The 15,083-nt window shown below is 56.9% G+C and carries 7 protein-coding genes; 5 read left to right on the forward strand and 2 right to left on the reverse strand.

All coding sequences use genetic code 11. The annotated features are described in order from the left end of the window. Positions 1-602: 602 nt before the first annotated feature. The 4 genes from VGE80_RS11235 to VGE80_RS11250 all read left to right on the forward strand — a co-directional run bounded on the left by VGE80_RS11235 (position 603) and on the right by VGE80_RS11250 (position 5,747). A complete protein-coding gene (locus VGE80_RS11235) occupies positions 603-1,856 on the forward strand; it encodes an HlyD family secretion protein (protein ID WP_440592735.1) in 1,254 nt (417 codons plus the stop codon). Between the two features lie 173 nt (positions 1,857-2,029). Beyond that, a complete protein-coding gene (locus VGE80_RS11240) occupies positions 2,030-2,740 on the forward strand; it encodes an ABC transporter ATP-binding protein (protein WP_440592736.1) in 711 nt (236 codons plus the stop codon). Between the two features lie 133 nt (positions 2,741-2,873). After that, complete coding sequence (locus VGE80_RS11245; RefSeq protein ID WP_440592737.1) at positions 2,874-4,139, forward strand: ABC transporter permease; 1,266 nt, start codon at positions 2,874-2,876, stop codon at positions 4,137-4,139. A gap of 72 nt (positions 4,140-4,211) precedes the next feature. Then, positions 4,212-5,747, forward strand: a complete 1,536-nt coding sequence (locus VGE80_RS11250; protein WP_373651230.1) for an ABC transporter permease — start codon at positions 4,212-4,214, stop codon at positions 5,745-5,747. 360 nt (positions 5,748-6,107) lie between these two features. Here the strand turns inward: VGE80_RS11250 and VGE80_RS11255 are convergent, their stop codons facing one another. Beyond that, the gene (locus tag VGE80_RS11255) at positions 6,108-6,395 is read right to left on the reverse strand and encodes a hypothetical protein (RefSeq protein ID WP_373651231.1); all 288 of its coding nucleotides are present in this window, start codon (positions 6,393-6,395) and stop codon (positions 6,108-6,110) included. A 176-nt stretch (positions 6,396-6,571) separates the two neighbouring features. Next, positions 6,572-6,724 carry a hypothetical protein gene (locus VGE80_RS11260; RefSeq protein ID WP_440592738.1) on the reverse strand — a complete coding sequence of 51 codons (153 nt, stop codon included), beginning with the start codon at positions 6,722-6,724 and terminating at the stop codon, positions 6,572-6,574. Positions 6,725-7,023: 299 nt separating this feature from the next. Here VGE80_RS11260 and VGE80_RS11265 point away from each other — a divergent pair. Next, a partial coding sequence (locus VGE80_RS11265; RefSeq protein ID WP_440592739.1) for a hypothetical protein occupies positions 7,024-15,083 on the forward strand: 8,060 nt, incomplete at its 3' end.

Genomic DNA, 15,083 nt, shown 5'->3' on the forward strand with positions numbered 1-15,083 from the left:
CTGATGGTACAGGTTCAAAGCACTTGGTTCCCGCTGATTGACAGAAATCCTCAGAAGTTCGTCGACATCTATACGGCCAAGCCCGAAGATTTCCAGAAGGCAACACATCGAGTCTATCGCTCTTCCGAAACACCTTCTCAAATCAAAATCCTGAACTAGCAGGCGTACCTCTGGAATGTGACTGTCTTATAATGTGAACGAATGATGAGCGAGATCCAGGTTTCAAGCCCTGCGAAACAGATCCCCCCTGGAGGTCGTTTATGGATAATGTGATTGATGCTCCATGGGGTCGCAGCGAAGGTTGAACATCTGGAATTCCTCTCTGATATGTTCGTGCCGACACGTGGTATTGACTGCGCCTCGAATAATGCCACGTTGTCCTATATACGTGAGTCGCCTGGGTCTGCAATCGCGCGTTCTACGTACTTCGCGAATGGATTTTTTGAGAGCCAAATGCAATGATGTAACGGTTTGGAATGGATCTGAATTCTGGAATTGAGACTCACACTGACGGGCTTCGACGTGTGGATTTCAGGAATTTGATCGTTCGAACGAGCCACCTCATCAAAATTCGAGTTCACCTCACAGGAAATTCTGTGTCTATGTCCGAAACCTCTGCCGCGAACGCTTCTCTCAAAGATCGCGTTCAATCGCTCAGGTTACCCCCACCGAATCAGTCGTCTGGGGCCGGCTCAAAGCTCCCCTGGGTGCTCTTGCTGGGGATGACCTGTGCGACTGCCTATTTGCTGTTCGCAGGAAGCCCTCTCGTGAAACAGGAAGGATCCGTCGCTCAGGCCGGCGTTCAAACCTCGACGACAGCCCCCGCGGCGCAGCCGACCGCGCCGAAGCCACCTGGACCTCCCGCTTCCGGACCTGTGGTGGAATCCAAGGGCTACATCATCCCGGAACAACAGATTCTGGTCAGTCCGCAAGTGAGCGGACGGGTGATCGAGTTGAATTTTGAGGCGGGGCAGAGGATCGAAAAAGGCTTCGTTCTGGCCGTACTCGACAACACGGAGTATCTCGCCGAATTCGAACGAGTCTCGGGGCAACTCGAAGCAGCACGCGAGAACCTTGCCGAATTGCGTGAGGGATCGCGTCCCGACGAGATCAAGCAAGTGCAGGCGGACCTCGCCGAGTCACAAACCAATCTGGAGCAGGCCGAACGAGACTACAAACGGGCGAAGGACCTGCTGACGAATGGCTTCGGCAATCGACAAGACTTTGAAACGGCTCAGTCCCAGTATCAGATGCTCAGAAAACGGGTCGACAAGTTGGCCGCGACCGCACAGCTCATGATCGACGGACCGCGTCCGGAACGAAAACGTGCTGCGGAGGCTCAGGTCAGGCAGGCGGAAGCCGAAGTGCGACGCGCCAAGTGGCGACTGGATAATTGCATCATCGTGGCTCCGATTTCCGGCACCGTTTTGAAAAAGAATGCGGAACTGGGAAACCTGGTGAATCCGGTTGCCTTCAATGGTTCCTTCAGTCTGTGTGACATGGCGGATCTCTCTAAACTGGAGGTCGAACTCTCTGTGCAGGAGCGGGAAATTTCCAAAGTGAGAAAAGGCCAGCGGTGTCGCGTTCAGCCGGAAGCCTTCATGGACCGGTATTATGACGGTGTCGTCTCACGGCTGATGCCCATTGCCGACCGTGCCAAGGGAGCTGTCCCGGTCCGTGTCCGGTTGAAAGTTCCTCCTGAAGAGGAAGGGCAGTACCTGAGGCCCGAGATGGGAGCCCTCGTGAAATTCTACGCCGATCTGGTTGAAGAAGAGGAACCGGCTGCGTCCTCTGACCCGGCTCCCGAGACGGGGGATGTCGATCCCGGCCTGGCTGAGGGGCCACCAGAGACGTAGCAGACAATCCCGATACGGGCTCGATGTCCCCGACGGTTCACTCTCTAACTGCCTTTCAGACCATTTTGTTCACAACGAGAGAACTCACCAAAACCTGACGTACCCCGTGAGGAATGGATTCTGCGAATGCATTCAGCGGGGATCGGGTTTCTGTCGCCAGCAAGGAATTGCTCATGTCGTCGTCTGATCCGTGCGTCGAAGTCCAGGATGTTCATAAGTCATTTCGGCGAGGAAGCGAACTACTGGACGTTCTGAATGGCCTCAATCTGGTCGTTCAGCAAGGAGAGTTCGTTTCACTGATGGGGCCGTCGGGTTCTGGCAAGACAACGCTGCTCAACCTGATTGCCGGTCTGGATCGACCGACGTCAGGCAGCATTCGCGTGCAGGGAGAAGAGATTTCGCGAATGTCGGAAGGGCAACTTGCCGGCTGGCGAACCCGAAGTCTCGGATTCATCTTCCAGTTTTACCACCTGTTGCCGGTTCTGTCGGCGTTTCGAAATGTCGAGCTTCCCCTGCTACTGCTACCCCTGTCGGCAGCACAACGAAAGCAGCAGGTGACGACGGCCTTGGAAATTGTCGGGTTGAAAGACCGCATGTGGCATCGTCCGGGGCAGTTGTCCGGGGGACAACAGCAGCGCGTCGGGATCGCACGTGCGATTGTGACCGATCCCGCCCTGATCGTCGCGGACGAACCGACCGGGGACCTTGACGCGAAGTCGGCGGACGAAATTCTGAACCTGCTTGTTGAGCTCAAAGAGTCGCTCAATAAGACCATCGTCATGGTGACCCACGACCCCCGCGCGGCGGATCGGGCCGATCGCCTGGTTCATCTGGAGAAAGGTCGACTTGCTTCGCAGACCGTGCAGGAAGTCGGTCAGGTCTGATCTGCGGTGCTGACTCTTTTTCGTCGACGTAAGGGCCGGATTCGCTAGCCCCATCGCCCCGAGTCGACTGTCTCTCTCCATTCGAATGATCGGCTAATCGCAAGATTCGCTGTAATAATCGTGGGACCCCGCCATGAAATTTTTAGTACTCGTGCTTGAGAATATCGCTCGCAATCCCGTGCGTACGATTCTGACGTCGCTCGGAACGATGATGCTGGTGCTTGTCGTCACACTGGTCTTCACCGTTCTCACGACGCTCGACTATGTCACGAAGGAAAAGAGTGCCAATATCAAGGCGATCGTCACGGAGAAATGGCAGGCACCCAGCCTGCTTCCTTATTCCTACGCGGCGGGATTGTCTGAAGGGGCCGCAGATCCCAACGATCCGAATGCAGTCCGGCCGCAGGATTCCATGAGCTGGGGCTTTTTCGTCGGCTCAACGGAATCCAATCCCGCGAAACGGGGCTACGAGAACCTCTTCTTCGCGTTCATCATGGAACCCGAAAAAGCTCGTACGATGCTGGACGGCATCGATGTTTTGACTGACGAGCAGGCCGCCCCTCTGATCGCAGGGATCAAGAGAATGAACGAGATTCGCAATGGTGTGATCATCGGTCCGGGACGACTTGAGAAAATGAAAAAGCGGATTGGCGATCGAATCACCGGATACAGCCGCAACTACCGCGACATTAATCTGGAAATGGAAATCGTCGGGACATTTCCCAAGGAAGCGACACAGTACACGGACAGCGCCATCATCAATCGTGAATATTTCGAGGCGCAGATGGATGCCTACAAGTTGACGAATGGGAATAAGCCTCATCCGCTGGCAGATAAAACGCTCAGCCTCGTCTGGCTGCGTGTTCCCGATCGAGTTTCGTTCAACAAGCTGACCGAGCAGATTCTGACCGCCCCTTCGTACACGAATCCGCCTGTCAAATGTGAGACCTCGTCGACGGGGATTTCCTCGTTTCTGGACGCCTATCGGGACATCATCTGGGGTGTTCGCTGGTTGCTGGCTCCCGCCTGCATGATGGTGCTGGCACTGGTGATTTCGAACGCGATCAGTATCAGTGTGCGTGAACGCCGGACTGAGTTTGCGGTGCTGAAAGTGCTGGGGTTTCTCCCCTGGCAGATCCTGACACTGGTTCTTGGCGAGGCGCTGTTGATCGGAACGTTATCCGGACTGCTCAGTGCCGGACTCGCCTATGGCGTGATTAACGGTATCTGGGGTGGTCTTCCGTTCCCGATTGCATTCTTCCCCAGCTTTGCCGTTCCGATCGACTGCTTGTGGTGGGGGGCCGGGATGGGTGCCGCGACCGCCTTCGCGGGAAGTTTCGTCCCCGCGATCACTGCCCGCGGTGTGCGTGTCTCGGACGTTTTCTCGAAAGTTGCCTGAGCGACCCGGTTCGCTTCGACACTGTCACCCGCATAAGCCTTTGAATTATTCCTCAATCTCCGAGGTTTTTTGATGTTTGCAGCTTATTTGTTTGCCGCCGCACCCTGGCAGGTCTTTGGCAACTCGTCGCCGGTCATGAAGGGCATCTTCGCCGGAGCCGGAATCCTTCTGCTGCTTCTGCTCGTGATTGGCAAGGTCCCACTCAGTTACAACCTGATGAACCTCAAAACACGCTGGCTGACGACCCTGTTCATGGTCGGGGCGTTCACGCTGGTGATCGGGATCCAGATTGTGCTGCTGGCCTTCGTGAATGGAATGTATTCCATGACCGAATCCAGCGGTCAGCCGGGCAATGTGCTGATCATGTCGGAAGGTTCGACAGACGAAGCTTTCAGCAATCTGGGCTTTGCGGATGCCACCGAGATCGAGACGCAGGAAGGGGTGGCTCGCGACGAAGAGGGGCGATCCCTTGTCAGTCGAGAGACGTACCTGGGGATTTCCCAGCAGATTACTGATGCAAAAACCGGGCAGGAAAAGCGACGATTCCTGCAAGTGCGCGGTGTCGACGATCCCGCGATGTCGGCCAAAGTCCATGGTCTGAAACTGATGCCGGGCGGTGACTGGTTCTCTGAGGCAGGCGTTCGCGAGATTAATGACAAGGGAGACACCGCGATCGAAGCCATGCTCGGCGCGGGGATCGCACGTGAACTGGGAAACGACCGAACGGAAGAGATGCGTCAGCAGGCGAAAAACAAGGATCGCCTGGAAGCGGGTGATACCTTTCAGATCGGTGATCGCGTCTGGTACGTGACGGGAATCTTTGCCTCCTCCGGTACCGTTTACGACTCCGAGGTCTGGACACGTCAATCGCAGGTCGGACCTTTGTTCGGAAAGTCCAATTACACGACCTTCTGTGTGCGGGCCGACCCCAACTACCGCAAAGATCAGCGACAGAAGCTGATCGAAGACCGAAAACTGGCTGCGCAGAAGGCCTATGATGAGGCGGCAGCCCTGTATGCCACCGACAAGACCGCTCCTAAACCCAAACTGAAGAAAGTTCAGGAACAATACTCCGAAGCACAGTGGGGGGCCGAACTGCTCAAGGAATATTTTGCGAATGAGTACAAGCAGGCGACGATCAGCCCGCAGGTCGAACAGACGTACTTTGCGAATCTTTCGGCGACCAACGTTCAGTTCCTCGGGATGGCGATGGTCGTTGCCTTGATCATGTCGATGGGGGGCCTGTTCGGCGTGATGAATACCATGTTCGCTGCGATCAGTCAGCGAACAAAAGACATCGGCGTGCTGCGTCTGCTGGGCTTTCGACGCTGGCAGATCCTCGTCTCGTTCCTGCTGGAATCGTTGGTACTGGCACTGATCGGAGGAGCGATCGGTTGCGCCATCGGATCGTTGTGTGACGGCTTCACCGCCAACAGCATCGTGACAGGTGGACCAGGGGGAGGGGGCAAGTTTGTCGTTCTGCGCCTGACAGTCGATCCCAGCACGATTGCGGTCGGCATGTTGCTTGCCCTGGCGATGGGCTTTTTCGGTGGGCTGATTCCGTCTGTGAATGCGATGCGGCTGAGTGCTCTCAAAGCCCTTCGCTGACGTGCGGTGAATTTGCGAGAAGGCGGTGCGGACCGCAGAACGACGCGCTGATCGAGTTCGGCCATTCGGCCTGACCTGTCACAACAGAGAACGATTCAGAAGCGACTACACTCCCCCCCGTGCGCAATCGCTTCCGAATCGGATCTCTATCGTGGCTGGAGGCGGGCACGACCGTCGCTGTGGACGAGTCGTTCTCTCGCAGTCCAGTCATGACCCGCTGCCGCCGAACCGGAAGGTTTCTTCTTCCGTGGCGAATGGATGTCGAGCGGGTGAGGACCGGGGCAAGGTGAAGTTTTTGTTGCCCCGGCTTTCATCGAGTCACGTTCCCGTCAGAACGTCCTGCTCAAACCCAGCGTGGGTTTAGAACACGTCGAGAACGAAGTGGTGTCCACTGTGGTAGGGACGCTTTTCGGGGTAGAAGTTGTACCAGCCTTTATTGTAGACCGGGATCTGGCGAGCTTGTGGATACCGGTGGTACAGGCTGTTGTACTGCTGGGGAGCCTGGAAGTTGTGTGGGTAGTAGACGTAAGGGTAGTAGTTGAAGCGGCCCCAGTCGGAAGGCTGCCCTTCACCTGCGGCTTGTGCCGAAGCTCCTCCCACTGTGAACGCCGCCGCAACAATCAACAGAGCCAGAATCGCGCTTCGCATCTACATTCTCCTAGAATGACGGTATCAGGGTCATTCACGAACCTGATTTTTTCAGTGAGTAAGCGGTACGCGGCGAATGGGTTCCAAGTCACGCGAGAACGCTCACCATGTTCATCGGACAGAATCCGGGCGGTACCACAGGAAACTTCGTCAAAATCGTTAGAACCCGTGTCGGACTACTCTTTCCAGACATCGCGACCGCTGCCCCGCAGCGGAACACCCAAAATGGCGAGAGATCTTTCGCCACCTGAAGGGGAATGCCCTGCAACAAAGGTGAACGTGGTCGCGGCACGTGGGAAGGTACCAGTTCTTCGGTGAGCTTCTGGCATGGCGAGGTCGTTCTCGGGCCGATTCTGCTGGAATTTTCTCGCGATTCAACCTGCGTAACCAGTAAGATCTGGCGTATTCAAAAGAGACAGGTAGTTGGCATTCTCGGCAAACGGCGATCTCTCTAGCGCATAAACGCTACAGGCGACGAAGATTGTGAAAATCGAACGCCACCTGAACTGCTAGCTTCACGTCAAATGGTACTAGATTCCGAGTGTAATCGAGTTCCAATTTGTGCGGGTGCGGCAGGAAACGCCGTAACGAATGGAAAGCGCCGGCTGAGCGGCTGAGGTAGGTTTTCATGCAGATTGCAGATTGGTTTTGGAACTGGCTCGACACCAGATCGACAGCCGGTTCGGTCCCGTTATCTCCCTCATTCGAATTTGCCGCTCGCCTCTCAAGCCTCAAGCTGGAAGAGCGTCGAGTCCTCTCCGTCACGCCCGTGCTGGCCGGCGGCGTTCTGGACGTTTCCATGACGTCGACTGGCGATACCGCCAAAATCTCGGTCGTCCAGAACGATCAGGGTGTCGCCTCGATTCTGGTGACGGATCAGCACAACCAGACAACCTCGTTCCTGGCGTCCCAGGTGGATTCGATCGAGATTACGGGGGCGGTGGGAACGCAGTCGGTCTTTTTCGAGGGGACTAACACGCTGGATGTCGGTAGTCTGACCGTTCACAACTCCGTCGATAACGTCACTTTCCAATCAGCGGTCAATGTCCATGCCGGTCCCGCGACGATTCTTGCCAGCAACGATATCCAGATTGCAGGGAATGGAAGTCTTACGGCCGATGATCCGAATTCCACGACCGATCAACTCAACATCATCCTCTCCGCTGACCATGACTTGGTTGTGCAACAACTTTTTGCGACCGGGCGGATCAATCTGAGCGGTGCTTCGCACGTGACCGTGACTGATGGAGCTGCTGCTCACGACGTGCAGGCAGGCAATGGCATCGTCGTATCCGCAGGGGGAAGTTCGGGGATGTTTGTGATCGAATCCTCGGCAGACATCCAGTCCCTGTCCGGCGGAGTCATGATCACTGCAAACCGGATGGACCTGGACGGAACCGTGACGGCCGACGGACAAATTGTGTCGCTGGCCCCGAATGCGATCCCTCTGTTGCCACCAGCCCCTCCTGCGGGTCGGTTGATCAACCTTGGCACCGACCTTGATCGGCCTGACTATCTCGGCCTGTCGGCCACGGAACTGTCGAATATCCATGCGGACACCCTGATCATCGGAAGCAACCGCACGGGTGACATTGAAATCACCGCCGCGATTGTCTTTGCAGGGGACATGGATGTGACTCTTCAGACAGGCAACCACCAGATCGCTTTTGAGGGTGGTTCGCTAAGTCTTGAGGCCGGCAACCTGATCCTCCGTACGGGCGGGGGCGGGGCGGTCTTCGCGGATGCATCGGGTCTTGATCTGTCTGCACATACGGTCTCGATTTACGCGGGGAGCGGGATCGGGACCAGTGACCATCCGTTGCGGATGAATGCGACATTTCTGACGACGATCATGTCGAACACGAATGCGGGGCAGTTTCTCAGTGAATTCGATACGGTGACGATCGCACCGACGGGATTAAGTGCCGGGGCTGGCACGATTGATCTGGTGGAAGGTGAATTCCTGCTGGGGGGAAGCGAGCGGATCAACAATTCAAGTTCCGTGGATGTGGGAACTGCCGCCACATTGAACCTGCAGAATTTTTCTGAAACCGTCGCCAGCGTGTCCGGCAGTGGTTCGCTCGTTCTCGGTACCAGTCTCCTTGATACCACTTCCCTGTCGCTGAACGGGGATGCGACACTGCACGTCGTGATCAATGGTCTAGCCCCCGGGACGGGCTACAGTCAGATCGAAGCGTCGGGTCCCGTTTCACTGGCGGACGCGTCGCTGGATCTGGATCTCGGAACGTCCCTGACGGTGGGGGACAAGTTCACCTTGCTTAGTAATACCGGTTCTTCTGCGATCATTGGGACCTTCAAGGACCTGCCGGAAGGGGCTACCTTCCATGTTGCTGCGACGACATTTTCGATCAGCTACTCGGGGGGAAACAGTGGTCATGACATTGTGCTGACCGTTGTGGCGACCCCGACAAATGTCACGCTGGATTCCTTGGGAAATCTGGTTGTGTCCGACTCGATGGTCGGCGGGAATAATGATCGGCTGACAATTCAGTCGGACGTCGCCAACGGGCAGTACATCATTCATGATCCGGTGAATCTGTTCACAACAGACATCCCCGGTGCGGTCATCTCGCCGGATTTGCACACGATCCGCGTCCCCTTCTCAGCGATTCCGGGAACGCAGGTGTTCGTCAACACTTATGGTGGCGATGACTCGTTGACCGTTGATTTCTCGTTGGGAGATTTCTCCCGATCCGTCCACTACGACGGAGGAACAATGTCATCCGCGGGGGACAGTTTCGCTCTGACTGGTGGTTCCACGTTTGGTTCCGTCACTCATTCCTTCGGAGACGCGACATCCGGTGACGTGATGGTCAGTGGCAACCAGCAGATGACGTATCACAGCGTCGAGACGACCGTCGTCGATTCGCTGACGGCGGAAAACCGCACTTTCACGGGGACATCCGGATCCGAGAACATTGAAGTCGTTGCCACCGGCAATCTTTTGACGATTTCATCTGACAACGCTGGGTGCATCACATTCGTGAATCCGACGAAGCTACTGACCATCGCCGGTGGTGCCGGTCATGATGCCATCACCGTTTCGTCGGTGAACTCAGGCTTCCGCGCGTCGTTGTCGATCGATGGGGGGATTGGTACCGATGTGATTCACTTGAACACCGTGCTCAACCTCGGATCTACTACGGCAGAAGGGAATCTCAACGTCACAGCCGAGACGGTGAATCTTGGTGCGAATATTTCCACCAATCACGGGCCTACAGGTGGAAACGTCGTGGTGACCGGAACGTCTGCCGTGAACCTCACTGCGAATGTCACCATCGACACGAACGTCGCCACGGGGAGCGACGGGAATATCACGTTTAATAGCCCTGTGAATGCAGATCAGATTGCGAACGCGCGCCAGCTCACACTGACCGCTGGCAGCGGAATTGTTTCGCTGCAAAACGTGGGGGTCGCACGGGCGCTCGAGAAGTTTGTCGTTTCCAGTGCGGGAACGACTTCCCTCCGGCAGGTGCAGACGGGCGCCGGCGGCATCGCGGTGACATCCGCACGAGTGGATCTGAACGGGGATCTGACATCGGTGGGGAATATCACGATCGACGGCCCCATCACACTCAGCGACTCGATTACGATCTCCAGTACCGCCAGCGGTGATATTCAGTTTCAGCGAACGGTTGACGGTCCGTTCGGCTTGAACGTTGAGACGGCAGGGGGGACTCGTTTCGGTGGTGCCGTCGGTACAACCGCCGCGCTCCGCTCGCTGACAACGGACAGCCCTGGTACGACGGAATTCTTCGCGGGTGTCACGGTCGTTGATTCGATTCGCCTGAATGATTCGGTCAGGGTGCTCGGCGATGCCGTTCTGACCAGTCAAACCGGGGGGGCGATCACCCTTGCGAAACAGGTTGATGGACCGCATCACCTCACCGTTAATACGACGGGTGTCACGACGTTTGGCGGAGTCGTGGGGGGCATCAGCCCGCTTGCATCGCTGACGACCGATTCCGGTGGATCGATACTGGTTCATGCGGACATCACCACTGCCGGGGAAATTCAGTTCAATGATGCTGTCAAGCTGGAGGGTGACGCGACCCTGACCAGCACGACCGGTAAGGATGTTGGCTTCGCTTCGACGGTCGATGGAGCCCACCGCCTACGAGTCAGCACTGCCGGCCAGAAAACCTTTATGGGGGCTGTCGGTGGACAGATCGCACTGACCTCGTTGACGACGGAAGGGGCAGGATCGACTCGCATCAACGGAGGAATTACAGCCAGTGGAGATGTGAAGTTCGATGATGACGTCAGTCTCATGGCCAACACGATCATCACCAGCACAAGCGGCGGGACGGTCGCATTCCAGCGCTCCGTGAACGGTCCTTACGGGTTGACCGTGAACACGTCGGGCGTGACGCTATTTAATGGAGGGGTCGGTGAGGCCACTCCCCTGACCTCGCTGACGACCGACAGCGAGGGGGTAACCCGTCTCAACGGAAATTTCACGACCTCAGGGGCAATCGAGTTCCGCGACGCTGTGGTGTTGACGGGAAATGTGAGACTGACCAGCAGTGGCGGCGATACGATTCAGTTTGGCAAAACGGTTGACGGCCGATTTGGGCTGACTGCTGTGACGTCGGGGGGCACGCGGTTCGACGGGACGGTCGGCGGAAATACGGGATTGGCATTTCTGACCACCGATTTTCCCGGGTCGACGCAGTTGAATGCCAACGTGACGACGACGGGGAATCAAACGATTCGAGACCGTCTGGAGTTGTTGAATTCGGTGACGATGGAGACGACGTCGAGTGGCAATATCCTGCTGTCATCCACGGTCGCAACCAACGGCCATGATCTGACGCTTTCAGCCGCGGGGACCGGGGATGTCACGGCTCAAGCTGAGATCAGTGGAGGCGGGGAGTTCAGGGTCAAGCAGGCAGAGAACGTTCGTTTGTCTGCAATCTCGGTTGAGAGCGTGACGATTGAGCAGGCGTTCCAAAGCGTCGTGTTTGGCGGTCGCGTCGAGACAACTGGCTCCGTCTCTGTTACGTCCAGTGGTTCGATTGAGCAACTCGCCACCGTCGCGAGTGGTGGAAGCGTCGAGTATATCGCTGCGGGACCAATCTCCGTTGGACAATCGATTCAGGCGGAAAATGACATCATCCTCGACTCGACCGCGTCCGGCCTGACTGTCGCAGCGGGGGCGCCGCTTGAAGCGGGGCGGGACTTAAAACTGTCGGCAGGGACGACGGTTTCTGTCGACGCCCAACTGACGGGCGAGAATTCTGTCTCGATCAAATCGATCGGTACCACGACGCAGTCCTCTGCGGCCGAGATCATTTCGGGCAGTGGAGGTGTGCTGATCGAGGTGGGAACGCTGGTAGCCAATGCCAATATTACCACATCGCAAGGGAACGTCGCGATCAGTGGTCCGGTGAGACTGGCGAGTGGTATCGAGATCAGTACCGGCGGTTCAGGCGATATCACTGTTTCGGGGACGATCAATGGAACATCGGCGTTCAATCAGAAACTGACGCTCGACGCAGGGACCGGTCAAATCCAGGTGACGGGACATGTGGGGAATACTGTCAGGCTGGGAGAGGTCCTCATTGTCTCTGCTAACGACGTTCGGTTTGATGGTTCACTGAATTCGTGGACCTATCAGCAGCTTCAGGGAAGTGGGGTCAGCCGATTTCGTGGAGCGGTCAATACGTACGGTGCAATTGCCGGGACGAACGATGGATTCCAGTTTACCGGGGCCTCCCTTCGCTTCGACGCGGCGACGTCCTCCCTCGATACGCATGGGCGGGATATCACGTTGACTGCTGACGCGATCCTCTTGCCCACCACTTTCGTGAACGCGAATGGTGCCACGCTCACGATTCAGACGCTCTCTGCAGGAACATCCATTGGTCTGGAGGATGCCTCGCAGGACTTGAACTTTACCGACGCTCAACTGGATGTCGTTCACGCTCAGACAGTCGTGATTGGCTCTGACAATCAGACTGCGGGAATTCAAGTCGGGACTGATGGGCCACTCACGCAGTCGAGTCATTATCTCTGGAAGACGGCGGGAAGCATCATTGTGAATGGCTCGTTCCAACTCGATGCCGACCATGAACTCACCGCTCAAGTTGGAACGGACCTGGAGATCAGCGCAGCCGGGAGGCTGGCTACCGAAGCCGGTGCGATGCAGCTTTCTGTGGCACGTGACACGCAGATCCGCGGAACGCTGGCAACGGCCAGTGGATCGATGACGCTCGACACGACCCGAGATACAACATTCGGCGCCGCTGGCAAAATCCTCTCGACCACCGGTGACGTGCTGGTGACGACGGGGAACGGGATCGACGGAACTGGGGCCCTGCTGATGGCGAGTGGCAGCCTGATCGACGCGGGGTCGGGACGAGTGGAAATTGACGTTCAGCAGAATGTGACGCTCGGACAGGTGAAGACGGCGAACGGCACGGTCGATGCCATTCGGATTACTTCACACACGGGCGAAATTCGGAATGGGTCAGCCACAGGCGAAAATCTGGTTAATGAAACCCTCGGCGGCGTGGTGACCCTGCGAGCGGTGAATGGAATCGGGACCACGTCACCCCCCGGTGGCGACCCCTCCCTGGTGACTCGCGTGAACGCCCTTGATATCGTCAATTCCGCGGCGGGTGACATCCGGATTCGCGAAGTCAGCGACCTGCAATTGCATCGTGTCGATCAACAAGGGGCCGGGAATGTCGCCATCCGTTCCGCTGGAACGACGACCATAACTGCAGGTGGATCCGGCGTTACGGCCACAACCGGGAACGTTCTCCTGTCCGCAGAGGGTACTGCCTCGGACCTGGTTCTCAAGGCCGCTGTGACGACTGCGGGAGGCGATATCAGTCTCAGGGCCTCTCGCGATGTTCTGATCGATGCAACGGCACCCGTTGCCTCGGCGGGTGGCGATGTCGAGGTCGTGGCAGACAGCAATCAGGTCGGAAATGGCACGAGCGGAAAGATCCTGATGCAGGACGGCGCGACCATCCGATCCGGTTCCGGGACGATCGCTCTGCTGGCTGACCAGGATATCACGCTGGGACAGGTTGAAACGCTGAATGCGACCGCGAATGCACTTCGACTTGTCAGTACATCAGGAAGTCTCGTCAACGGAGGCAACTCGGCGGGAGATAACCTGATCGCCGATGCGGCGGGGGCTGTGACAACCATTCAAACCGCGGTCGGCGTCGGAGCACTGCAGCCCATCAATGTCGATCTAGATGTGCTGAACCTGACGAACGGTGCTTCCTCAAACCCCTTGTCGGGTACTAATACCCGGATTCACATGATCGAGAGAGATTCGATCAGAGTCGACAACCTGACTCAGCACAACGACGGTGAAGTACGTCTGGTCGCAAACCAGACAATCACTGTCGGCCAGATCTCGGCCCTTACCAGCGGTGACTCGTTCGTCTCGCTGGAATCGACTGCCGGGGAAATTGCTGCGGGAGGGAATTCAGCCACTCTTCATATCGCTGCAGAGACACTCGTTATGCGAGCTGTCACCGGGATTGGGAGCAGTGCGCCGCTCGTGACCAATGTGTCGAATCTGGCCGCGACGAATACCGAGTCGGGGAACCTGCAGATTCGCAATGTCTCGGGCAGAATTCTCAATATCGTCACGTCGGATGGCGTGGACGGAATCTCCGTTCTGGGAGCAGTCTCCGGAAACCTGATGATTTCCAACACGGCGACCATCAACGTTTCGTCTACCGTTCAGAATGCCTCGGGTGGAAATCTCTCGATTACGGCATTGGGGAATTTTTCCGGACTTGTTGTCACGGCACCTGTGCTGGCAACTGGTGGGAGCGGGAATATCGATCTCATTGCAGGTGACAGTATTAACCTGTTTGACACGGGGGTTGATGCGGATATTCGGTCCGAGGGAAGTGGCGTCATCACGATTCATTCCGGGAACCGTGTCAACTTCTGGCAGGATGTGGTGGTGCAGTCGGGAACCGGATCGATCATCGACGCGCCTCCTCGATTTGTGAATCTGCAGACACCGCAAATCACCGCGGGGGGAATTGCAACGATCACGGGCGAGTTTGGTCGACCCGGCGAGCACAACTTCACCATCATTGTGAACTGGAACGACGGGACCACGACGACCGCCGTCTTTGAGGATCCTGGTGAGTTCCTCTTCACTCACTTTTACAATGCGAATCCAAACAAGGATAACCCTTCCGCCCCGATCGCGATTGACGTGACAGTGATCGCTGATCCGCTGATTCACGTCTACGGTCGCAATACGACAACGAACAATGCTCTGGGCAGTCTGGACTTCACGACTTTACGGGGCTACGCCCCTGTCCCCGGTGAAGGTCTGGGGTCGTTCATTTTTGACCTGACTCCACGAGTCGAGTTGCTTCATTTTCCTGAACCCCAGCGAGTGTGGGACATCCAGCAGGTCTCCTCGCATACTCCGACGGTGGCTCTCGAGATTGTGCCTGTCGCCGAGAAAGAGGGGCTGGGTCTTTCCCCGCGACGCAAGGTCTTCTTTGAGATTGGCAAACGCAACGCGGATGGAACGGGCTGGGAATTTGATGAGGGGATCGAGCTGACCGAGGATTTCCTGGAGCAGATCTTCGATCCCGAATTGATCGAATCAATTCCCGACGGCCGGTATCGCGTTCAACTGCAGGAACCGGGTGAAACTGTTAAGCGGCTGGT

The organism is Schlesneria sp. (assembly GCF_036405755.1).
In the GTDB taxonomy this organism is placed as follows: Bacteria; Planctomycetota; Planctomycetia; order Planctomycetales; family Planctomycetaceae; genus Schlesneria; species Schlesneria sphaerica.

Excerpts from the sequence above, each read along its gene's own strand:
- VGE80_RS11235 (WP_440592735.1), top strand. The coding sequence starts at position 603 with ATGTCCGAAACCTCTGCCGCGAACGCTTCTCTCAAAGATCGCGTTCAA.
- VGE80_RS11240 (WP_440592736.1), top strand. The coding sequence starts at position 2,030 with ATGTCGTCGTCTGATCCGTGCGTCGAAGTCCAGGATGTTCATAAGTCA.
- VGE80_RS11245 (WP_440592737.1), top strand. The coding sequence starts at position 2,874 with ATGAAATTTTTAGTACTCGTGCTTGAGAATATCGCTCGCAATCCCGTG.
- VGE80_RS11250 (WP_373651230.1), top strand. The coding sequence starts at position 4,212 with ATGTTTGCAGCTTATTTGTTTGCCGCCGCACCCTGGCAGGTCTTTGGC.
- VGE80_RS11255 (WP_373651231.1), bottom strand. The coding sequence starts at position 6,395 with ATGCGAAGCGCGATTCTGGCTCTGTTGATTGTTGCGGCGGCGTTCACA.
- VGE80_RS11260 (WP_440592738.1), bottom strand. The coding sequence starts at position 6,724 with ATGCCAGAAGCTCACCGAAGAACTGGTACCTTCCCACGTGCCGCGACC.